Below are 21,086 nucleotides of genomic sequence, written 5' to 3'. Positions count from 1 at the left end.
AACAAACGTCTATCTGCTTTCCAGTATATGACGCTTATTTCAATTTGCAACCTAAAGCCCGGCCGCATCAATTTTCTCTTCTAAGTGTTAACTATATTCAGTATCAGGCATTTTTAAGAGTGAATAAACCTTTTCGATGAAGGATTTTTTGAATCCTTCGGCAATCCTCTTAAAAACGGATTAAAACGCCGCGGGCGGCGCTTTAATATGCGGCGCTTCAAAAAAACACGCCCATCAGCTATCATACCATGTTTAGCTGAAAAGTGAACTACTTTCTATCAGCTGTTCCAGATCGGCCTTTGTCATCAGCACTTCTCTCGGCTTGCTACCTTTTGCCTCCGATATCATGCCTTCTCTTTCCATCATATCGATCAATCTGGCAGCTCTGTTATAGCCGATGCGGAAACGGCGCTGCAGGCTGGAGGTGCTGGCGCTGTTCTGTTCAACGGTAAATTCGCATGCTTCAAGAAACAGTTCGTCCTGATCAAATCCAGCCGGATTCTGTCTGACCAGCTCTTCTTGTTCAAATAAATAGGATGGCTTCTGCTGCTGTCTGACGTGTGAGACGACCCGGTCAATCTCATGATCGGATACAAAGTTTCCCTGAAGTCGGACCGGTTTGCCTGATCCATTCTCCAAGAGGAGCATGTCTCCTTTTCCAAGAAGCTTTTCTGCTCCCGCCATATCGATAATCGTTCGTGAATCGACACCGCTTGAAACGGAAAACGCGATTCTGGTCGGAATATTGGCTTTAATCAAGCCGGTGATGACGTCAACAGACGGCCGCTGCGTCGCAATTAAAAGGTGGATGCCGCATGCTCTGGCCTTTTGGGCGATTCGGCAGATGCTTTCCTCCACTTCGTTCGGAGCAACCATCATTAAATCGGCAAGTTCATCAATCACCACGACAAGGTATGGAAGTTTTTCGCCCATATTCTTTTCATGAACCTTTTCATTGAAACGCTCGATTTCCCGAACGCCGGAATGAGCAAATAATTCATAGCGCCGCTCCATTTCTTCGACCACCCATTTCAAAGCAGCCGTAGCCGCTTTAGCGTCTGTAATGACAGGGCTGACAAGGTGCGGAATTTCATTATACGGAGCAAGCTCCACCATTTTAGGGTCGATGAGCAGAAGCTTCACTTCTGAAGGCGCCGCTTTAAACAGCAGGCTGACTAAAATCGTGTTGATACATACGCTTTTTCCTGATCCGGTAGCGCCCGCGATCAGCCCGTGAGGCATTTTTTTCAGGTCTGCCACGACAGGCTTTCCGGAAATATCAAGACCGAGAGCCGCCGTCAAAGGCGACGGATTCGTTCTGAATTCCGGGCTTCGAATCATTTCGCGCAAATAAACCATTTTGCTATGTAAATTTGGAACTTCGATTCCGATTGTATTCTTTCCGGGAATCGGCGCCTCGATGCGGATGTCTTTCGCTGATAAGCTGAGTTTAATATCATCCGATAAGTTTGTGATTTTATTGACTTTCACACCGGGCTCAGGGTGCACTTCAAATCTCGTCACAGAAGGCCCTTGTGTAACATGAACGACATTTGCTTTAACATTAAAGTTTTCAAGCGTCACATCCAAGAGCTCCCGCTGCTCGTTTATCCATGCATGATCATCCTGCTTTTGGGCCGGCGGTATATCAAGCAGGGACATATTAGGAAACTGGTATCCTAGAGATACCTTTTCTTTTTGTTTATCTGACGAGAACATCATCACATTAAACGGAACAGAGCCCTGTTGCGTTTTTGGTGCAGCTTTTGTTTTTTGTTTCAATGAAGCTGCCGGAGCTTCATCCGCTTTGTCATTTGCTTGACCGGCCTCTGACTGCTGACCGTGATGGCCGCTGTCTATTTGATCAGCCTTTACTTTATCATGCTGCTGGACTTCCTCGTCATTCTGCCTATTGGCAGATTCGGACTCGCTTTGCCCAGGTTCCTCAGGCATTTTATCTTCTGCTGATGCCTCTTCACCTTCTAAAAGCGCCTCCGGCCGGGAAGACATTGCAGCTTCACTTTTCTCAGGTGCACCGATTGATTCAGCAGACGGCTCTTCTTGAACTGCGATGTCTGAAGATTGATATGCGGATGACTGTGTTTCCTCGAAGAAGCTTTGGCTCTTCTCAATGCCTTCTGCCGGCAGCTGATCGATTTCTTCAGCTTCTGCAGCGCAGCTGAGTTTTTCTGGGGGCGCCTCTTCCTGCTCCTCTTGAACAGGCTCTTTTTCTGCTTCTTCAGCCCTCGGCTGACCGATCTCGTTGCCTTTCATACCGATCGGCATTTCAGCAGCTGCTCCCTGCTGGAAATGATCCTGCTGAGCGAGTTCTTCTTCCATTTCTTCTGCCTCTGCCGGCGAATGGGCGGATTCTGCGGCTTTTTCTGTACTGTTCAGCGGCCCCGCTGCGGCTATTTCCTGCTGAACAGGCGCTTCTTCTGCCAGCTGATGAGTTTCTTTATCATCGTTCAGCGCTCCCGTTGCTGCATCTTCCTGGCCACTGTCCTGCTGAGCAGCCTTCTTTGTCTCGGAAAAGCGCTCGGCTTTTTCGACTTCTTCTGTCTGGAAATGTTGTTCAGTTTCTTCAGTTTTTTTATTCGTTCCGAAAAGTGCCGTGTCTTGATAGGCCGACGGCGGCTTTTTTTCGGTGAGGTCCTGTTCTTTTTTAATTTCTTCAGTAAAAAGCGTTACGTGTGCTTCTTTTTGTTTCTTGCCGCTGTATGGTTCGTTTTTTGGCAAATCGTTTGGCCTGACCTTTTTTTGTTCGTTAAAACCGTAAACCGGTGAAGGTATGACAGACGGTCTAAAAGGCTTTTTCGCCGATTTTTTGACCTCTTCGTTTGAAAAACCGGATGTTGGCTGATAACCTGAAGGATGGCTGTCGGAGCGTCGGCTCCTTGCTTGGCGTCCTTCGCTTTTTTCCCTTTGCTGGGACTTATGATCAGGTATCACAGGAAAACGGAATTTGCCTTTTGGGTATTCATATACGACTTTTGCATCCGAAATTTGCGGCAGTTCTTCATTTTCTTCAAAAGACGAAGCTGACACCGACTCATCTGTCTGTTTCGTCTGTTTTTCACTATTTTCATCATCGCCTAGAAACAGGCTGAACATTTTATTAAACCAGCTCATGAATCATCACTCTCTAACTCTCCCTTAAATTTTTCGGGGACGATTTTTAGTATACCATTGCTTCACCCGCCAGAAAAGAACAAGGTCACCCCTGTCCGCCCGCCGAATAGAAAAACCGCCAAGTTTGTCTACCCAGCGGCTTTCTTTTTACATGTATTCGAAAGTTTTGTTCATTTTATGCCGTTTTAAAATGTAAATGCTTCCCCGACCTCATGGCTTTCATCAAGCACGAAAATTCCTTTTTCCCTCGGTGCATCAGGAAGGTTCAGTTCTTTTGCAGAGCAAATCATTCCGCTTGATGCCACTCCCCTGAGTTCCGCATCTTTGATGATCATGCCGCTTGGCATGACGGCTCCGACTTTTGCTACGACGACTTTCTGCCCTGCCTCGACATTCGGCGCTCCGCAGACGATCTGGAGTGTCTCGCTGCCTACGTTCACTTTGCAGACGCTCAATTTATCGGCATTCGGATGTTTCTCTTTTTCTTCGACAGATCCGATGACAAATTTCGGAGACAGATCGACTGTCAGCTCGTCTTTCAGCCCGTTGCGGACCAAAATTTCGTTTACATCCTGAACAAAGCTCTCAGAAAGGGCGATTGAACCGCTTTCCGCGATGTTCATATAGGATGATGCATTAAAAATGTTGTAGCCTGAAGTTTCCTTCGTTTCTTTATGAAAAATTTTGACGACATCTCCATGGCTCTCAAATGCGATGTCTTCACGGGCAATGTCATGAAGGGCGATCAAAAGCGTATCGCCTACTCCTTCTTTGTTATAAAATACATTCATCAAAAAATTCCTTTCTGCCGTTACTTTTTAGGGCGGTTTTTAGCCAGTATAAAAATCGGTTCGAGCTTTCCTTCCTCATATAAAAAGGAGAGCGCCGTAATCGGCACCGTACCGTTTGCAAAAAAGCTCATCGACATTTGCCCGAGAATATCGTACCCGGCATTATTGCGGATATCGGCTATAATGAGCACATCTTGATGAGGGACTGAAACCGCAAGCGCTCCCTGCGCATTTTTTTCATACTCCGCGAGAATAGATTCATTTAAAACACGGCTGGCATCATAGCCATCGTTGGCTCTAAAAAAGTAAAAATGATTGTCTGCGACAACATCTTCTTTGACAACCGTGCGAAGCGAGCGGAGGTTAAAGGAAGCCGTTTCCCTGATTCTTTCCTTTGACCAGCCTTCTTTCTCAAGCATTTTCTCGTCAATCAGCCGATACGTATTGCCGAGATCAAGGGCATAATAAATCCTCGTCTCAGCCGTATGGTCATCGAAAATCAGCGGGATGCCTGCGCTCGACTTCTGCGGAAATGATGTCGAGCGAATAACGGGATAAATCAGGCTTTCCCGTCCCTCCATTTCCTGTGATTGGCCTTTCATCGCATTGAGCGCTTCTTTTGTATAATAGACAACTTCGTCGATGGCTTCTTCTTTTCTCTGCTCCCATTTCGCGATAATGCCCGGCAGCTCGAGTGTAATGCCTTTTTCCGTATTTTTGTCTTCGATCCTCAACGTATCTTTTTCTCTGTCGAAATGAAAAGACCAGCTGTCATTTTGCAAACGTTTTTTTAAAATATCGGAAAGTTTCCTTGACGTCATTTTCATAGAGGAACTCTCCTTTCTGCTACTTTTTCAGCGAATCTGTCAAAAACTGCTCGATTTCCTCTTTCGTTTTTCGGTCTTTGCTGACAAAGCGGTTGATTTCGTTTCCGTTTTTAAATGCGAGAAAACTTGGAATTCCGAAAATGTTCCACTCGGCGCATGTATCGATAAATTTATCGCGGTCAACATAGCAGAATGTAAACTCCGGATAGTTTGCTTCAAGCTCTGGCAAAAACGGCTCTACAAAACGGCAGTCAGGACACCAGTCAGCCGAAAACATCAAAAGTGACAAATCATCATTTATAGCTTTTTTCAATTCTTCATGAGATTCGATTGTTTTCAAAATCAACGCCTCCAATATATATTCTGATCATCCACTCGGATCATACCAGACAAGCGGCTCTATAGCCAGACTTTTGCAGTATATGAACGTATCTTTATGTATCATACCCGTTTTGCGCAGGGACAACCTTGCCTTAAAACCTCCTTCATATCATTAGCATAATTTTTTTGCTTTATCAAGCCATTCTCGTTTAACATGGTGAATGAAAGGGTAAGAATATTCGTTAAGGCGTCGCGTCTAACGTTCAGGCGCGCGTCTCGATCCTATGAAAGTCAGGAGGAGGATGTATGGAATTTGTCATTTATCTTGCCGGAGAAATACATAGCAACTGGCGCGAAGAAGTGAAAGAAAAGGCGAAATCTCTTAAACTGCCGATTACATTTGTAGGGCCTATGGAAAACCATGACCGTTCCGACAATATCGGTGAAGAAATTATGGGAAAACAGCCCGATTCGATTGCAAAAGACGATGCAGCATCAGATCTAAACAATTTCAGAACTTCCGTTTTAATGAACAAAGCAGATGTGGTGATCGCGCTTTTCGGAGAAAAATATAAACAATGGAATACAGCTATGGATGCTTCTTACGCTATAGCAAAAGGAAAACCGCTGATCATCATCCGCCCCGAGTCTCTCCACCATCCATTGAAAGAATTGTCGAACAAAGCGAATATCACAGTTGAAACCGTGAACCAGGCGATCAAATCACTATCATACGTATTTGAAAGCCAATAAAAGAAGAACCTGTGCAAACCGCACAGGTTCTTCTTGTTCAGCCGTTTTGCAAAATCGATTTGACCAGGGAGCTGTCACAATCTTTCACAAGCTTAATGAGCAGCTCTTTTGCCGCCTGGTAATCATCAACATGAATGATTGAGGCCGATGTGTGGATATATCTTGAACAGATTCCGATCACGGCTGAAGGGATTCCTTGGTTGGAAATATGAACCCTTCCGGCATCGGTTCCGCCCGGGGAAACAAAGTATTGGTAAGGAATGTCGTTGGATTCAGCGGTGTCCAGCACAAAATTCCTCATTTCACTGTGTGTCACCATCGTCCGGTCGAAAATCCTCAGCAGCACCCCTTTTCCGAGCTGGCCAAATTGATTTTTGTCCCCGCTCGCATCATTTGCAGGGCTTGCATCAAGCGCAAAAAACAGATCCGGCTGAATCATATTGGCCGCAGTCTGAGCGCCTCTTGTGCCGACTTCTTCCTGTACGGTCGCACCGGAATACAGCGTATTCGGGAGTTCTGTACCTTGCAGTTCTTTCAGGAGTTCGATGCTCAGCCCGCAGCCATAGCGATTATCCCAAGCTTTCGCCATGATTTTCTTTTCATTCGCCATCGGGGTAAACGGACAGATCGGCACGATTTGCTGACCCGGTTTGACGCCGATTTTTTCGGCATCTTCCCTGTCATCTGCACCGATATCGATCATCATGTTTTTAATGTCCATCGGGCGCTTCCGCTGTTCATCTGTTAACAAATGCGGAGGCGTGCTTGCGACAACCCCGGGTATCGGCCCGTTTTCAGTATGAATTTCCACCCGCTGTGCCAAGAGAACCTGGCTCCACCATCCGCCAAGCGTTTGGAACCGGAGCATGCCGTTGTCTGTGATGGATGTAACCATAAACCCTACTTCATCCATATGACCCGCCACCATTATTTTCGGGCTGCCTTCCCGGCCGTTTTTTACGCCAAACACACTTCCGAGTCTGTCCTGAATCAACTCGTCAGCATATTTTTGAAGCTCCTTTTTCATGAAAGCACGGACAAGATGTTCATTTCCAGGAGCTCCGGGTAGCTCTGTCAGCGTCTGAAAAAGCGTTTTCGTTTCCTGATTCATCAGTTTCCCTCATTTCTTATGTATCTAGTTCACATTTTACATAAGTGTGCAGCATGTTTCCAGAAGAGAGCCGATCCTTAACATTAATGGACATGTTCTGTATAATAAAAAAAAGAAGCTTTGGAGGTGCTGTATATTATGAAATTGCGCCATTTTCTTCTGGGGGCCGGAATCGGCATCGCCGCAGCCGTTGTTGTTAAACAATATGTCATGACACCTTATATTTCTTCAGAAAAAGCTCTCCGCATCGTCAAATCGGCTTTTAAGCAGAGAGGGCCGATTGACGGCTCATGGATATATACCGTTCCAGAGTCATATACCGTCAATGGCGAAACCGTAACGGTTTATAAAACAGGCATTACCCGTTCCGCTTTTGGAGAGCTTGAGCAATATGAAGTCATGGTTGACGCAAAAACAGGTATGATCGTTGATGTGATTGACACAGCGGCGTAATGTAAAAGATGCGGCTTGAACATGCCGCATCTTTTTATATGGGGCGAATCGGCCGGTAGACTGGATACCACATAGCGTCCTGCACCGCCTGAATGACATCTTCCAGTTCCGCTTCGGCCACGCCGTCCTGAACGGCAGCTTTGATGACGGCTGCTGCAACAGTAGCAGAAACAGTCCGCAATTCCTCAACCTGCGGAAGAAGTGAAGCCCCCGGCCGGCCGGTATCAACCATATTTGCTATTGCTTCAGCGCTTGCAAAAAACATATTGTCAGTGATCAGTCTTGCTTTTGATACGAGGGTTCCAAGCCCAAGTCCAGGAAATACAAACGCATTGTTCGCCTGGCCGATGATATAATCCGTACCGTTATACTCTACAGGGTCAAACGGACTTCCAGTGGCTACAAGCGCTCTTCCTTCCGTCCATTTGATCAGGTCCGCTGGCTTTGCCTCAGACAATGGCGTCGGGTTTGACATCGGAAATATCGCCGGCCTTTTAACATGAGCCGCCATTTCTTTCACGATTTCTTCAGTGAATGCGCCTGAAACGGTCGAGGTGCCGATCAAAATGGTAGGATGGACTTTCTTGACAACCTCAGCCAAATCGATCGTCTCCCCCGGGCCGTTTCGTTCAAATTCCTTCACTTCGCCGGCAGGCCTCGCATACGGCTTTTGAAGGTCTTGCAGATCGGTCATATCATCCGTCAGCAAACCATTCCTGTCGACACACCAAAAACGGCGGTATGATTCTTCTTCTGACATGCCTTCTTTTAAGAAAGCGGCGCGAATTTGCTCGGCATTGCCGATTCCGGCCGTACCCGCTCCAAATATCACGACTTTATGCTCTTTCAGCGGCACTTTCGATATTTTCACAGCGGCCAGCACCGCGGCAAGCGTCACTGCGCCTGTCCCTTGTATATCATCGTTAAATGTACATACCTTTTCTTTATATTTTTTTAAAATCTGGCGGGCGTTTTGTGTGCCAAAATCCTCCCAGTGCAGCAAAACCCCCGGGAAGGTCTTGGTCGCGATCTGAACATACTGATCAATAAACGATTCATAGCGCTCGCCCCTGATTCTTGAATGCTGGTTTCCGACATAAAGAGGGTCGTTGAGCAGCCTTTCCTGATTCGTCCCAGCATCGATCACCACAGGCAGAACTTTGTTTGGATCAATACCGGCTGCCGCCGTGTACACAGCAAGCTTTCCGATGGAAATGGCAATGCCTCCGACACCCCAGTCCCCGATGCCGAGAATCCCCTCGGCATCAGTAGCAACGATTAAATCAATCTCGCTCCTCTTTGCCGCTAAGTTTTCAAAAGCCGTTTTCATCCCTTCAGGATCATTCACAGATAAAAACAAGCCCCGCGGTTTTCTGTATTCATGGCTGTATTGCTGAATCGCGGTTCCGACAGTCGGCGTATAAACAATTGGCAGCATCTCTGTCATATGATCATTCAACAGCCTGTAAAACAACACTTCATTTCGATCATGAAGTGCTGTCAAATAGACATTTTTGCTTAAATCATCAGGCTGTGAGCGGAACTGCTGATAGGCCCGCTTCGCCTGCTCCTCCAATGTCAGCACCTTTGGCGGCAGAAGCCCTGTTAAACCAAGGGCTTTCCTTTCTTCAGCAGGAAATGCCACCCCTTTGTTGAGAAGGGGCGTCGAAAGAACTTCAAATCCTCTTAAATGTATTTCGATTACTTGCTCATTCAGCTTTTTCTGGCTCACCTGTCGTCTCCCTTTCGAATGTTCATTATCTATAGCATGGTTAACAATCAGGCAAACCATTCACAAAAGCACTTTCTCGAAGGCTTCCGGTTATCGTCTTTCTCTTTTTACGGATTCTATAATATCGCCGTTTCCATCCCATTTTAAAGCTCTGTAAACTGCGTCATGATAAAAAATGTACCATGCGTTTTTTTCGGCTGCTTTATGCTGCCATGTTTGTTTGGCGGCAATCGATGTCATCGGATAATCATCATAGGCGAGAACCCACAAAGGATTCCGATGGGCATGCGTCGGCATAATATCTGCCATATGAAGAGCCGTTTCACCAGAATCTTCGAGCACGATGACAGAGTGGCCGTCGCTGTGTCCGCCAGTATGATGCATTGTGATACCATCCATAACCTCAAGTTTTTGCTCAAAGGTTTTCACTTGATGCTGAACCGCTTCCCAGTTTTCTTTCCAGTATGTATTTTTGGAGCGGATATTCGGATTTTTCATTTCTGCCCATTCTATAGAAGACGTGTAAATAGAGGCATTCGGAAAAACGGAGACAAGATGATCTCCCTCATAGCGCGTCAAACCGCAGGCATGGTCAAAATGAAGGTGTGTCATGAGAACGGCATCGATATCCGCCGCTGAAAGCCCCAGTGATGTTAAAGAATCATCAATTGATGATTCCTCTGTCACACCGTAGTTTCGTTTTTGTTTGTCCGTCATTTTTCCCCGGCCGATTCCTGAATCGATTAACAGATAGGCTCCGTCCTTTTGTACAAGAATGGGGTCTGTTCTAAGCTCAATCTGATTTTTATCATTCACATGATACTTTTTTGACCAAAGCGGCTTCGGGACGACGCCAAACATGGCTCCTCCGTCCATATGGGTAACACCGCCGTTTAGCCATGTCAGCTTGATATCTCCAATGTTTAAAGTTTCCATTATGATCCCTCCCATCTTATCGTAGCAAAAAAGCCAAACAGGTTCAGCTTTTAGCGCATAAAAAAAACAGACAAGCAGATGTCTGTTTTTTATGATCTCCATTCAGCTTCAACTCTGTAGATCGGCTGGCCTTTAGCGGCAAATTTTTCTTCATATTCGGTCATGACGTTTCCTTCAAAGCCGCTCTGATGCAGGTCAAGGCTGACGAAAGCCAAAACGAGACCGTATTCAGAGAAGCTTGTCAGAGAGTATTCAAATAAGCCGCGGTTATCCGTTTTAAAATGAATCGCTCCCTTGCCGCCGAGAACCTTTTCATACTTTTTCAAAAAGGCCTGATTTGTCAAACGGCGCTTTTCATGGCGCTTTTTAGGCCATGGATCAGAAAAGTTCAAATAGACGCGCCCGATTTCTCCGTCTGCAAAAACATCTGAAAGCACATTGGCATTGATGTTTAACAGCTTTACATTTGGGGCTTCTGTTTGTTTAACTTTCTCAACCGCCGTTACGATGACACTTTTGAATAATTCAATGCCGATATAGTTCACATCCGGATTTTGCTGGGCCATTCCCGAGATAAACTGACCCTTTCCGGTTCCTACTTCGATATGGATCGGGTTGTCATTTCCAAAAACGGAATGCCATTTCCCTTTATATTGGGACGGTTCGCTAATCACGATATGGGAATTTTCAGCCAGGTAATCATCCGCCCAAGGCTTGTGACGCATTCGCATGTACTTACACCTCTATCTATTATATCGTCTAACAACATACCATGAAAAGCGGGAGTCCCGCAAGAGCTCTTCAAAAGCAAAAAGGACCCGAAGCTCGCCTTCAGGTCCTTCATGTATAAAATACAGCTTTCTGAACATTTTAATCGATATACCTGAGAATGAAGGGAAGTGCCAATATTATGGGATTAAGTCAAGAAAATCAAATTCATCTATTAAAAGACATTCTCTCAGATCACCAAGCAGACTGCTCCGGAACTGTTGCCGAATGCGAACAGGTGGAGCGGATTATTAAGTCTTTAATGGCGAATACGAATCTTGATGGCAACCTAAAAGGCGTGCTGGAAGACATTTATCTGTACAGCCAGAGAGGCAGATCGTCCGCTTCGATCAGCGATCACATCCTTGAGCATCAAGACCGTCTTACTCAATGGGTAGAAGACATAGACTCATTTTCATAAGGATTTGGCGAGACGCTTTATCAGCATATTCAGCTGTTCAAGTCCCTGGTGAAAGCCTTCTTGATTTTCTTTCGCTTTCTGCCAAAGAGTTGTCATAGCTGTTTCGGCCAATACGTACCACGCCATCCTTAACCTTAGGTTGTCTGTTAAGGAAGCGCCGTAGCGTTTAAGCCAGCTTTCCCATTCCCGCTCCTCGACATAATGGTAAAGAAGCGGCCCCAAGTCAATCGCGGGGTCTGCAATCATCGCTCCATCCCAATCGATTAAATAAAGCTGGTTCTGATCTGTAAGAAGCCAATTATTATGATTGACATCGCAGTGGCATACGACCTTTTCCCCGGACTGTACATCTTCAAGATGATGTTCCAGATAAAAAAGCGCTTGATCCAGCTGCGGAATTGGATATTGCCGGGCTTGGATAAATTGCTTCAATTGAGTGATCAAAGAGCTTGGCTGAAAAGGCTGTTTTCCAAGTCTTTTCAGCATATCTAAAAGCTCTTTGGAGTTGTGGATTTTCCGAAGCATCTCAGCCACCGCCTGGCTGTTCATATCCTTCGGTTTCAGCTCTCTGCCCTTGAGCCAGTGCTGTGCTGTAATCACATCCCCGTTTTCCATTCGTTTTGTCCAAACGAGCTTAGGAACAATTCCTTCCGCGGACAGGACAGCCAAAAATGGAGAGCTGTTCCGCTTTAAAAAAAGCTGCTGCCCATTATGTTCTGCATAATATGCGTCTCCTGTAGCTCCTCCTGCGGGGGAAATCTCCCATTCGCTACCTAGTAATTGTCCCAACCAGTTCATATCGATTTTCAACCCATCATTTCATTAAAAGATTTTAAAAGCACTTGCTCCCGCAACCTGGAAGCAAACTGCCTGTATTGATCGTCTCTTTATATTCAAATAAAAAGACGGCTATTGAGAGTCATTTGTGCTAAACAATAGCCGTCTTTTAAATTTTAGCGCTATACGCTAAACTTCGTCAAGCAAAACTAAAAAATCCCTTTTTGTTCGCAAAGAACATAGGTACCGATACCGTTCAGCTGGAGGGTGCTGTTAACCGGAATCGGCTCATTGAAAAATGTAAAAGGATCGCAATATAATAAATAGCTTTTCTTATCCGGCAGCTTCAGCTCTTCTTTTCTTTCAAATGGACAGTGTACGACAATGATTTCATTCCATCCGTCAATCTCCGCAATTCCGTGCAGCCTGTAAGCGATCATGTCTCCCGTTTGTTCCATAAAAGAAAGGTGTTTCTTTACATCCTCCGGTTTTCGCAGCCGAAAGGCAGGGTGCTCTTTCCGCAATGCGATCATGTTTCGGACATATTCTGCATCCTCATGAAACAGGGCTCTTTTTCTCCAGTCAAGCTGATTGATTTCATCACTGGACTTGTAGCTGTTTTTGTCTCCTTGCTTTGTACGGAAAAATTCCTGTCCGCTGTGGAGAAATGGGACGCCTTGCGACAGGAGGACGATCGACATGGCAAGCCGCTGTCTGAGCCGCTTTGTTTTTTCATCATCTTTTAAACAGAAAGCCATCTTGTCCCAAAAGGTGTGGTTGTCATGAGATTCTACATAATTGATTGACTGCTCCGGGGATAAAAAACCTGGAGAGCCGGCAATGCCCTGCTGGACCGCCGCTTTCTTCCGGACGTCGCCCAAAGCGAATCCCAGGTCGGGGAGGTCAAATGTGCTTCCTTTTACGTCATCCCTGAATCGATCATTGAAAAAACCGATTCCCGGCATTTTATCCGCATTCTGCAGTGCTGCTTTTTGTCCGTCTTCAAGCGGGGTGTTCAAATTCCAGCCTTCACCGAAAAGCAGCACCCCCGGCTTCACACTTTCGGCAAGCTTTTTGATCTGAAGAACGGTTTCGATATCCAAAATGCCCATTAAGTCAAAACGTATTCCATCCACATCATAGTCTTCAAGCCAATAACGAACAGAATCGAGAATGTATTTCCGTACCATCAGCCGCTCTGAAGCCATATCATTTCCCACACCTGTTCCATCGGAAGGAAAGCCAAATTCGTCATGGCGGAAAAAATACCCTGGAGCCGTTTTTTCAAAAGGTGAAGCTTCTCTCTTGAAAACATGGTTATAAACGGCATCCATGATGACGTTCAACCCATTTTTATGCAAGGCCTGAATCGCTGTTTTCAGCTCGATGATCCGGCTTTTCGGCTGTTCCGGATCAAGCGCATAGCTTCCTTCCGGCGCGTTAAAATGGAGGGGATTATATCCCCAATTATAAGATTTATCCGGCGCAAGCTCATCAACTCCGGCAAAATTGTGAACTGGAAGGAGTTCAATGTGGGTGATGCCGAGTTCTTGCAAATAGGATACACCGGTTGAAAAGCCGTCAGACGTTTCGGTATTTTTCTCTGTAAACGCCAGGTACTTGCCTTTATCCTGCATACCGCTGTCATCATGAATTGAGAAATCACGGATATGCACCTCGTAAATGACGGCATCACACGGGCTGCACAACGGTGCAGCTTGGTGCTTATCAACCTTTATCTCTGCAGGATCAAGCACAACCCCTTTTTCACCGTTTGCCGTAACGGCTGTCGCATATGGATCAACCGTTTCCAGCCGCTCTGTATTCACATGAATCTGATACAGATAGATCCAGCCGTTTAGATTACCTTCAATGGTGATTTCAAAAACACCTTTACTCTTCTTGATCATTTGAAAAGCTTTTTTTTGTGCCAGATCGGGACTTTGAAGCTCAAGTATTGCTGCGGAAGCGGTCGGCGCCCATACTTTAAATACGGTCCGCTCCCTAGAATAAAAAGCGCCGAGGGGACCTTCATAAAAATGAGCTTTATCAAATTCCGGGGTTCTTATGACGGCCCCGATCTGCAGGTCCGTCCATTCGCTGTCCCCGCAGCAGATTTTGTGTATTCGACCAAAAGGAACAGTGTTTTCGCTTTCCAGGACATACTTGAGATGTTCGTTCAGTTCCGCTGTCTCCTTTATGAAAAGCTCCATTCTCTTCCCCTGATCGTCTTCAAGCAGAAAAGGCGGACGAAAGCATCTTATCCGGCTTTTTGGCACTAAAACGGTGATGATGTTCATCCCATCCAAAAAAGCTTCAAAAGGGCGGCTGATTTTCGGCATCACAGTCTCTCCTTATACGGAAAATTTATGCTTTTAAGCGGAGAGATTCTTTCCCGGTCTTTACAAAAACGGGTGTCGAACCGATCACCTCTCCGTCCGCTTGGAAAAGTACTCTTTCATTCGTATGCAAATAGATTTCTTTCGTTTTAAACGCGGTTACGCCTCTTTTACCGATATGTCTTCCAAAAAACATCGCAAACAAAAGCCCAGCTTTTTTCAACGCCGGGAGATCTTCAATGATCGTGACATCTAAATGCTCCTCCCGCGGATTTGCGTTTGGAGCAATCTTCATCCCTCCGCCATAGTATGGGTGATTCGAAACAGATGCAAACCAGACTTTTTTAAACGTCTGCTTTTCATCTTCGCTTTCATATGAAAGGACAAACGGCTTGAACGTAAAAGCGATGACAAGGAACAGAACGGGCTGAATCAGGTGATTCAGTCTCAGAAAGGCCGTCCATTTCGGCATGTCAGACATTTTTTTGGCGAAATAGGCGTCAAAACCTATGCTGAGATGATTGGCAAAGTAAAGCTCGTTTACACTGTCTTTTGTATGAAAACTGCCAAGAGAATAGGTGCGGGTCAAAGACTGCCCTGCTTTCTTCATTTCCTTGATGACAGTTGACTTTTTGACGGAAAATCCGCGTTTGAAGTCATTTCCTGTGCCTGCAGGTATGACGCTCAGCTGAATGTTCTGAAGGTTGACCAAACCGTTTAAGACTTCATGAACGGTGCCGTCACCGCCGACAACGAGCAGTCGTTTCAGCCTGTCATCCTGCATCGTCGAAATTTGCCTTGCCAAAACTTCCGCATGTCCCGGATGCTGCGTCATAAATGAGCGATAGGATATGTTTGCTTTCTTGAGCTCTTTCTGCAATGACTTCCATACTCTGAGAGCCGAAGAGTTTCCAGCCTTCGGGTTGATGATGATATACCATTCACTCATGATTCAATTCTCCATCTTATAATATGAAAAAGCCGGGATCATGTTCAGACCGTTAATCGAGCCATTCCTCTCTCCGCGTCGACTCCGAGACTCCGTACGATAACAGTATTTTCGCAGCTTTCAGCTCCTGGTTTTTGATCGGGGCGAAATTTTTCTGCTGTCTCGCCAGCCATTCATGCCACTGTCTTCGGTCATAAATCTCGATTCCGTATGGAGGTTCAGGATAATCGATATATGATGTCCTGCTGATGATTAATTTCCGCACCGGCAGTTCAATCTCTGATCCTTTTAACAGGCGGGAAAGAATCGAACCTGTTCTAAGAAGTTCGGTGGATGGATTTAAAACAGCCTTTTCCCTGCCCCTGACGGTTTTCTCCTTCCAGAAACGGTCTTTGGAACCGATAAAGGCGCTTTCCTTATCGCCTTCAAGAAATGATATACAATAAATTTCGAGCGGCGTCAGTATCATGATGCTCAATTCAACCGCAGCCTGATTAACCTGTAACACCGGGTGATACATGATAAAATAAGAATCGGGCAGCTGCTGCGCCAAAATTTGCAGAATTTTATCGTTTTTTATTTCCCGGGAAAGGCTGGATATGTCTGAAATCGTCGAACTTGCCCACTTCAGCTGAAATTGATAGAGGTGTTCTTTAAAAAAAGAAGCAAGCTCTTTTCTGTCCGCTGGGATTCTTGCGAAAAGCCTTTCATCTACATCCTCTTCCAAACCGTTAAACCATTGATCATCGGCTTCTATTCCATTATTAATATCGGATGTTTCTTTTTTTCTTTTTAATGAAAATTTTTTCTTTTTTGGGCTGTCTGTGTCCTCTGAGGCAGTTCCTCCATTGTGAAATAGCCTCTCCTCTTTTTCTCTCGCCATCTCTGTGAGCAACTGCCAGCGCTGTTTTTTCAAGCGGATATACTGATTCATATAGTGGTAAGGGTCTTGCTCATATCTTGAAATGCAATCCTGTATTTTAATAATCTGTGCCATCAATGTTCATCTCCGAATCTTGCTTTTCTGTTATCTTACGGCCGCCAAAAGGAAAAACGGCTTTGTGTTCGTATTTGGGAAGCCGATCTAGATGGGTCTGAAAGATGGTGTACTGCCGGGCTGTAAATGAAATGCCGCCTTCCAGCGGTTCTAAGCGTGCGTTGAAAGGAGCGGAGCCTTTCCACTTCCGGGCGACTGTCATATGGGGGTGAAAGGGCCGCTTTTCAATCTCAAAACCGACCGCAGCCGCAGCTTTTTTAACCCGTTCTCTTACTTGAAAAAGGGGGGCTGAGTATTCTGGCTCAACATGAAGAATCCTTGGCTGAGACGCCTTGCCGAATGTTCCGATTTGCTTTAAGACAAGCTCGAAAGGAGGCGTCTCATCAGAGATTAGCCTGAGCCTGTCCTCAAGTGCTCTGAGCTGCTCGTCGTCAGCCGGACCTAGAAACACGAGGGTAAAGTGATAGTCCGAAGGGTGAACCCAATTATGAAAAGAAAATGCCGGGCGGCTGCTGATCGTACGGTAGAGCGGCTCTGCAAACTCAGCCGGAAACGGAATTCCAATAAAATAATGCGGTTTTGCTGACATATGTATGACTTCCTTCCATTTATCTTCTTTACATTTTAACAAAAAACAAAGGGACTTATAACCTCTCTATTTTTCACTTTTGGCGGCCTTATGATAGGATATTGAAAGAAATGTTTCTAGAAAGGGTGCACAAATGTGAGAGCGGTTCAAAATATTGCAGAATTAATCGGGGAAACGCCCCTTGTCAAATTGAACCGGGTTCAGCCCGAGAATGCGGCGCAAGTCTATGTAAAGCTTGAATCCTTTAATCCAAGCGGCAGTGTTAAAGACCGGGCCGCATATCAAATGATCCTGGCCGCTGAAGAAAAAGGACTCCTGAAACCGGGCTCTACGATCATTGAGCCGACAAGCGGAAACACCGGGATCGGCCTTGCCATGAATGCGGCAGCAAGAGGCTACAAAGCGATTCTTGTCATGCCTGACACGATGACGAAAGAACGGATCAACCTCTTAAAAGCATATGGAGCGGAAGTCGTTCTTACTCCCGGAGACGAGAGAATGCCGGGGAGCATCAAAAAAGCGCAGGAACTTGCGGAACAGATTCCGGGAAGCTTTATTCCGATGCAGTTTGATAATGAAGCCAATCCGGATGCACACCGGAAGACAACCGCCTTGGAAATTGCCCGGGCAATAGAAGAGATCGGCAGACCGCTTGCAGCATTTGTGGCCACAGCCGGAACAGGCGGAACGATTACCGGAACGGGTGAAACACTGAAAGAGCTGTTTCCGGGAATCACCGTTCATGTCGCCGAGCCTGCGGGTTCCCCCGTTCTGTCGGGAGGAAAACCAGGCAAACACAAGCTTGTCGGGACAAGCCCAGGATTTATCCCGAACATTTTAAACGAAGATGTTTATGATGACATTTTAAAAATAAAAGATGAAGAAGCTTATGAAATGACGCGCAGATTGGCCCGTGAAGAAGGAATTCTCGTCGGTCCTTCTTCGGGAGCGGCTTGTTTCGCCGCCATTGAAACCGCCAAAAAACTCCCGCACGGCAAAATTGTCGTCTGCATGACGGCTGATACCGGAGAACGCTACTTATCAAGCGATTTATTTTAGATTCCTGCCCGAAAACCGGGCTTAAATTTGAAACGCTTGGAATCAAGCTTTTTAGGACGCAACCGATGATTGCGCGGAGGCAGCCTTTCCGAAAAGGTATGTCAGGAAAGATAGGGTGGATAAAATCCCGAAGAACACGCAGGCCTGACAACGAATGCGAGGGTTTGCCGACACGCTGAGACCGCTCCCAAAAAGAGCGGTCTTATTTTTTATCATTGCTATTATCAGTCTGTTCCAGAATCCTCAGAAAAAACTGCCGCAGACCCTTTGAAGCCCGATTCGCTTCCATTCACTCGGCCTCTTTGCTACTTCGCCAACTCATAAATCGCCTGGGCATACAATGATACGGCCTGCAAAAGATCTTCAATTTCCATATACTCATCTTTTTGATGAGCGATATCAGGCCGGCCCGGGAACAGCGGTCCGAATGCAACTCCGGCATTTAAAGATCTGGCGTATGTCGCCCCGCCGATTGAGATCAATTCAGCTTTGTCCCCTGTTTGCTCCTCATATACCCGCTGAAGCGTTTTGATCAACTCATGGTCTTTTGGTACATGGTGAGGCTTGCTGTCTTTGAAGCTGACAAGCTCTGTTCCTGCCACTTGCCCAAGCGCAGTTTCCACCCGGCCGCTCTCCTCTGTCACCGGGTAGCGGATATTGATGCCGGCCTCGCCGCCTTTTTCAAGCTCATAATGGAGCCGTCCGACATTTAATGTCAACTCGCCGCTGATCTCGTCACTGCAGGCAATACCGATTTTTTTCCCTCTCGTGTCACCAGCAAAAGCATCGGAAACCGTTTTGACAAAGTGCAGACCGGCTTCATCGAGCGCTTGTGTATGTAAAAAATCCGCCAAGACAAGACCTGCGTTGACTCCGTTGTTAGGCTCCATCGCATGGGCCGATTTGCCGGAAACCTTTAAAACCAGCTGATCTCCTTTTTTATACAGACGTCCTTCCGCACTTTTCTCCTTCACGAAGCGTGCAAAAGACTGTTCAAAATCGTTTGCAGCCGTTCCGGAAAGAACCGCTTCTGCATCGTCCGGGACCATGTTCAGACGGCGGCCGGAGTTGAATGTCTGCAAAACCAGATCCGAACCCTTTATGACCTTGGGGCATTTCATTTTTAAAGCTGCATCAATCAGTCCTTTTTCTGCATAAATGATTGGAAAATCGGCATCTGGTGCAAATCCGGCTGAAGGCATTTCTTCATGTTTAAAATAATGTTCCACACACCTCCAATCGCTTTCCTCATCTGTTCCAATAATGATTCTGATCCGCTTTGACAAAGGCAGATTCATTTCTTTTACGATTTTAAGCGCGTGAAACGCAGCCATTGTCGGCCCTTTGTCATCGAGTGCCCCTCTTGCATATATGCGCCCGTCTCTGATTTCGGCGGCAAACGGATCACTTGTCCAGCCGTCACCGGGCGGGACAACATCAATATGGCATAGCACACCAATGATCTCTTCACCTTTTCCCCATTCAATATGGCCTGCATATCCATCAAGGTTTTTCACAGTAAAGCCGTTTGCCGACCCCTTATCCAAAAGCGTTGTCAAACATTGGTGAATCCCTTCCCCAAATGGCATGTCAGGCTCTGCCGTCGATTCATCTAGGACACTGTTTATTTTTAAGAAATCTTGAATATCCCGAACGATCTCGCTCTTTCTCTTTAAAACCTCTTGTTCCCAGTTCATATTTTCGCCCTTTCTTTTATAAGATTAGTCAAAAGCACTTGCAAAAATGCCCGATAACGAATATTATAGATATTGTTTTGCTACAATGTTCGTTATTGGAGGAAATGATGTTTAATATAAAAGAAAACCAAACCACAGTCAAAAAAGAAATACTCGCCGGGATCACAACCTTCTTTACGATGGTTTATATTGTGGTCGTCAACCCAAGCATTCTTTCCAGCACAGGCGTTCCTTTTGATCAAGTGTTCACTGCCACGATTATTGCGGCAGTCGTTGGAACGCTCTGGATGGCGCTGGGGGCAAATTTTCCGATCGCGATTGCGCCGGGGATGGGGCTCAACGCATATTTTGCGTTTTCAGTCGTCGGCTCATCAAATGGCGAAATTTCGTATCAGACGGCATTCAGCACTGTTTTTGTGGCTGGAATCCTCTTTATTATCTTATCGTTAACACCGCTTAGAAAACAACTGATCGAAGCCATTCCGGCGAATTTAAAATACGGCATAACTGCCGGAATCGGATTGTTTATCGCATTCGTCGGCTTAAGAGGGGCTGGGATCATTACTGCTAATGAAGCCAATTTAGTCGGCCTCGGAGACATGCGGTCGCCCGAAGTAATTTTAACGTTGATCGGACTAGCCTTTTCCATCATTCTGATGGTTATGAATGTGAACGGCGCCCTGTTTTTCGGGATGATCTTAACCGGCCTGATTGCCTTTTTGACCGGCCAGCTTGAGTTTACCCAAGGCGTTCTGTCAATGCCCCATCTGCCTGAGAAAATGATCGTCACAAACCCGTTTGCCGCTTTCGGCGATGTCATCCATTACGGACTTTATTCGGTTGTCTTCTCTTTTCTGCTGGTTACCATTTTTGATACGACAGGGACGATGATCGGCGTTGCCGAACAGGCGGGGCTCATGAAAAACAACAAACTGCCAAACGCGAGAAAAGCACTTCTTGCCGATTCGACAGCGACTACGATCGGCGCCATGTTCGGGACTAGCCCGACAACTGCTTATATTGAGTCATCAGCTGGAGTTGCCGCAGGCGGAAGAACGGGGCTTACATCTTTAACGGTCGCCGTACTCTTTGGTGCAGCATTATTTTTCAGTCCGCTCGTCGGCGCTGTCTCAGGCATCGCCGCTATTACGTCCCCGGCATTGATCATTGTAGGGAGCATGATGATCGGAGCCGTCACAAACATCCGCTGGAAAGAGCTCGATGAGGCATTCCCGGCCTTTCTCGTGATCCTCGCCATGCCGCTGACATCCAGTATTGCAACAGGCATTTCGCTTGGATTTATTTCATATCCAATCGTAAAAGCCGCAAAAGGAAAATGGCGCGAGATTCATCCGCTTGTATTAGTGTTTGCTGTTCTGTTTTTCATACACCTGTTCTTTTTGGGAGGACATTAAACGTTGGAACCCCGTCTTT

Annotated in this window: 19 protein-coding genes; 5 read left to right on the top strand and 14 right to left on the bottom strand. The window is 46.1% G+C overall.

All coding sequences use genetic code 11. From position 1 onward, the window contains the following. Window positions 1–252 precede the first annotated feature (252 nt). The 4 genes from BTA30_RS11740 to BTA30_RS11725 all read right to left on the bottom strand — a co-directional run bounded on the left by BTA30_RS11740 (window position 253) and on the right by BTA30_RS11725 (window position 5,090). Window positions 253–3,132, bottom strand: a complete 2,880-nt coding sequence (locus tag BTA30_RS11740) for a DNA translocase FtsK (protein WP_076761419.1) — start codon at window positions 3,130–3,132, stop codon at window positions 253–255. A 185-nt stretch (window positions 3,133–3,317) separates the two neighbouring features. After that, window positions 3,318–3,923, bottom strand: a complete 606-nt coding sequence (ytpR, locus tag BTA30_RS11735; RefSeq protein WP_076761418.1) for a YtpR family tRNA-binding protein — start codon at window positions 3,921–3,923, stop codon at window positions 3,318–3,320. A gap of 20 nt (window positions 3,924–3,943) precedes the next feature. Then, entirely contained in the window at window positions 3,944–4,750 is an 807-nt protein-coding gene (locus tag BTA30_RS11730; protein WP_076761417.1) for a DUF1444 domain-containing protein, read from the bottom strand. Between the two features lie 19 nt (window positions 4,751–4,769). Continuing rightward, window positions 4,770–5,090, bottom strand: coding sequence for a thioredoxin family protein (locus BTA30_RS11725; protein ID WP_076761416.1), 321 nt, complete (start codon window positions 5,088–5,090; stop codon window positions 4,770–4,772). A 287-nt stretch (window positions 5,091–5,377) separates the two neighbouring features. Between BTA30_RS11725 and BTA30_RS11720 the strand changes: the two genes are divergently transcribed. After that, window positions 5,378–5,824: a YtoQ family protein gene (locus tag BTA30_RS11720; RefSeq protein ID WP_076761415.1), complete on the top strand. Its 447-nt coding sequence runs from the start codon at window positions 5,378–5,380 to the stop codon at window positions 5,822–5,824. A 37-nt stretch (window positions 5,825–5,861) separates the two neighbouring features. On the opposite strand, the gene BTA30_RS11715 is transcribed toward BTA30_RS11720, so the two are convergent. Then, window positions 5,862–6,935 carry a M42 family metallopeptidase gene (locus tag BTA30_RS11715; protein WP_076761414.1) on the bottom strand — a complete coding sequence of 358 codons (1,074 nt, stop codon included), beginning with the start codon at window positions 6,933–6,935 and terminating at the stop codon, window positions 5,862–5,864. A gap of 138 nt (window positions 6,936–7,073) precedes the next feature. Here BTA30_RS11715 and BTA30_RS11710 point away from each other — a divergent pair, with 138 nt between their 5' ends. Further along, window positions 7,074–7,388 (top strand): PepSY domain-containing protein, encoded by a 315-nt coding sequence (locus BTA30_RS11710; protein ID WP_076761413.1) that lies wholly within the window; start codon window positions 7,074–7,076, stop codon window positions 7,386–7,388. Between the two features lie 34 nt (window positions 7,389–7,422). Here BTA30_RS11710 and BTA30_RS11705 read toward each other — a convergent pair whose 3' ends face one another. The 3 genes from BTA30_RS11705 to trmB form a co-directional block, all read right to left on the bottom strand. Next, the gene (locus BTA30_RS11705) at window positions 7,423–9,180 is read right to left on the bottom strand and encodes an NAD-dependent malic enzyme (RefSeq protein WP_411813172.1); all 1,758 of its coding nucleotides are present in this window, start codon (window positions 9,178–9,180) and stop codon (window positions 7,423–7,425) included. A 30-nt stretch (window positions 9,181–9,210) separates the two neighbouring features. Continuing rightward, on the bottom strand, window positions 9,211–10,056 hold the full coding sequence (locus BTA30_RS11700; RefSeq protein ID WP_076761451.1) for a YtnP family quorum-quenching lactonase: 846 nt from the start codon (window positions 10,054–10,056) through the stop codon (window positions 9,211–9,213). An 89-nt stretch (window positions 10,057–10,145) separates the two neighbouring features. Beyond that, a complete protein-coding gene (trmB, locus tag BTA30_RS11695; RefSeq protein ID WP_076761411.1) occupies window positions 10,146–10,787 on the bottom strand; it encodes a tRNA (guanosine(46)-N7)-methyltransferase TrmB in 642 nt (213 codons plus the stop codon). A gap of 179 nt (window positions 10,788–10,966) precedes the next feature. Here trmB and BTA30_RS11690 point away from each other — a divergent pair, with 179 nt between their 5' ends. After that, window positions 10,967–11,245 carry a YtzH-like family protein gene (locus BTA30_RS11690; RefSeq protein ID WP_076761410.1) on the top strand — a complete coding sequence of 93 codons (279 nt, stop codon included), beginning with the start codon at window positions 10,967–10,969 and terminating at the stop codon, window positions 11,243–11,245. Here the strand turns inward: BTA30_RS11690 and BTA30_RS11685 are convergent. From BTA30_RS11685 to thpR, 5 genes are all read right to left on the bottom strand, one after another. Continuing rightward, on the bottom strand, window positions 11,240–12,043 hold the full coding sequence (locus BTA30_RS11685) for a phosphotransferase family protein (protein WP_076761409.1): 804 nt from the start codon (window positions 12,041–12,043) through the stop codon (window positions 11,240–11,242). The two genes, BTA30_RS11690 and BTA30_RS11685, sit on opposite strands and share 6 nt — an antisense overlap. 188 nt (window positions 12,044–12,231) lie before the next feature. Further along, window positions 12,232–14,364, bottom strand: coding sequence for a type I pullulanase (gene pulA / locus BTA30_RS11680; protein WP_076761408.1), 2,133 nt, complete (start codon window positions 14,362–14,364; stop codon window positions 12,232–12,234). 25 nt (window positions 14,365–14,389) lie between these two features. Further along, window positions 14,390–15,310, bottom strand: coding sequence for a YegS/Rv2252/BmrU family lipid kinase (locus BTA30_RS11675; RefSeq protein WP_076761407.1), 921 nt, complete (start codon window positions 15,308–15,310; stop codon window positions 14,390–14,392). Between the two features lie 52 nt (window positions 15,311–15,362). Next, window positions 15,363–16,307, bottom strand: coding sequence for a hypothetical protein (locus BTA30_RS11670; RefSeq protein ID WP_076761406.1), 945 nt, complete (start codon window positions 16,305–16,307; stop codon window positions 15,363–15,365). Continuing rightward, window positions 16,291–16,896, bottom strand: a complete 606-nt coding sequence (gene thpR, locus BTA30_RS11665) for an RNA 2',3'-cyclic phosphodiesterase (RefSeq protein WP_076761405.1) — start codon at window positions 16,894–16,896, stop codon at window positions 16,291–16,293. The genes BTA30_RS11670 and thpR overlap by 17 nt, the downstream gene beginning before the upstream one ends. A gap of 135 nt (window positions 16,897–17,031) precedes the next feature. On the opposite strand from thpR, the gene cysK reads away from it, so the two are divergent. Continuing rightward, window positions 17,032–17,955 carry a cysteine synthase A gene (cysK, locus tag BTA30_RS11660; protein ID WP_076761404.1) on the top strand — a complete coding sequence of 308 codons (924 nt, stop codon included), beginning with the start codon at window positions 17,032–17,034 and terminating at the stop codon, window positions 17,953–17,955. A gap of 305 nt (window positions 17,956–18,260) precedes the next feature. Here the strand turns inward: cysK and pepV are convergent, their stop codons facing one another. Further along, window positions 18,261–19,652 (bottom strand): dipeptidase PepV, encoded by a 1,392-nt coding sequence (gene pepV / locus BTA30_RS11655; RefSeq protein WP_076761403.1) that lies wholly within the window; start codon window positions 19,650–19,652, stop codon window positions 18,261–18,263. A gap of 107 nt (window positions 19,653–19,759) precedes the next feature. On the opposite strand from pepV, the gene BTA30_RS11650 reads away from it, so the two are divergent. Next, window positions 19,760–21,067: an NCS2 family permease gene (locus tag BTA30_RS11650; protein WP_076761402.1), complete on the top strand. Its 1,308-nt coding sequence runs from the start codon at window positions 19,760–19,762 to the stop codon at window positions 21,065–21,067. The last annotated feature ends 19 nt before the right edge of the window (window positions 21,068–21,086 follow it).

This window comes from Bacillus swezeyi (genome assembly GCF_001969815.1).
In the GTDB taxonomy this organism is placed as follows: domain Bacteria; phylum Bacillota; class Bacilli; order Bacillales; family Bacillaceae; genus Bacillus; species Bacillus swezeyi.
This window is presented reverse-complemented; position numbering and strand designations above follow the sequence as displayed.

Excerpts from the sequence above, each read along its gene's own strand:
- pepV (WP_076761403.1), bottom strand. The coding sequence starts at position 19,652 with ATGAACTGGGAACAAGAGGTTTTAAAGAGAAAGAGCGAGATCGTTCGG.
- BTA30_RS11740 (WP_076761419.1), bottom strand. The coding sequence starts at position 3,132 with ATGAGCTGGTTTAATAAAATGTTCAGCCTGTTTCTAGGCGATGATGAA.
- BTA30_RS11650 (WP_076761402.1), top strand. The coding sequence starts at position 19,760 with ATGTTTAATATAAAAGAAAACCAAACCACAGTCAAAAAAGAAATACTC.
- BTA30_RS11700 (WP_076761451.1), bottom strand. The coding sequence starts at position 10,056 with ATGGAAACTTTAAACATTGGAGATATCAAGCTGACATGGCTAAACGGC.
- BTA30_RS11690 (WP_076761410.1), top strand. The coding sequence starts at position 10,967 with ATGGGATTAAGTCAAGAAAATCAAATTCATCTATTAAAAGACATTCTC.
- BTA30_RS11720 (WP_076761415.1), top strand. The coding sequence starts at position 5,378 with ATGGAATTTGTCATTTATCTTGCCGGAGAAATACATAGCAACTGGCGC.
- BTA30_RS11730 (WP_076761417.1), bottom strand. The coding sequence starts at position 4,750 with ATGAAAATGACGTCAAGGAAACTTTCCGATATTTTAAAAAAACGTTTG.
- pulA (WP_076761408.1), bottom strand. The coding sequence starts at position 14,364 with ATGCCGAAAATCAGCCGCCCTTTTGAAGCTTTTTTGGATGGGATGAAC.
- BTA30_RS11715 (WP_076761414.1), bottom strand. The coding sequence starts at position 6,935 with ATGAATCAGGAAACGAAAACGCTTTTTCAGACGCTGACAGAGCTACCC.
- BTA30_RS11705 (WP_411813172.1), bottom strand. The coding sequence starts at position 9,180 with ATGGTTTGCCTGATTGTTAACCATGCTATAGATAATGAACATTCGAAA.
- BTA30_RS11685 (WP_076761409.1), bottom strand. The coding sequence starts at position 12,043 with ATGAACTGGTTGGGACAATTACTAGGTAGCGAATGGGAGATTTCCCCC.
- BTA30_RS11675 (WP_076761407.1), bottom strand. The coding sequence starts at position 15,310 with ATGAGTGAATGGTATATCATCATCAACCCGAAGGCTGGAAACTCTTCG.
- BTA30_RS11710 (WP_076761413.1), top strand. The coding sequence starts at position 7,074 with ATGAAATTGCGCCATTTTCTTCTGGGGGCCGGAATCGGCATCGCCGCA.
- BTA30_RS11670 (WP_076761406.1), bottom strand. The coding sequence starts at position 16,307 with ATGGCACAGATTATTAAAATACAGGATTGCATTTCAAGATATGAGCAA.
- ytpR (WP_076761418.1), bottom strand. The coding sequence starts at position 3,923 with ATGAATGTATTTTATAACAAAGAAGGAGTAGGCGATACGCTTTTGATC.
- trmB (WP_076761411.1), bottom strand. The coding sequence starts at position 10,787 with ATGCGAATGCGTCACAAGCCTTGGGCGGATGATTACCTGGCTGAAAAT.
- thpR (WP_076761405.1), bottom strand. The coding sequence starts at position 16,896 with ATGTCAGCAAAACCGCATTATTTTATTGGAATTCCGTTTCCGGCTGAG.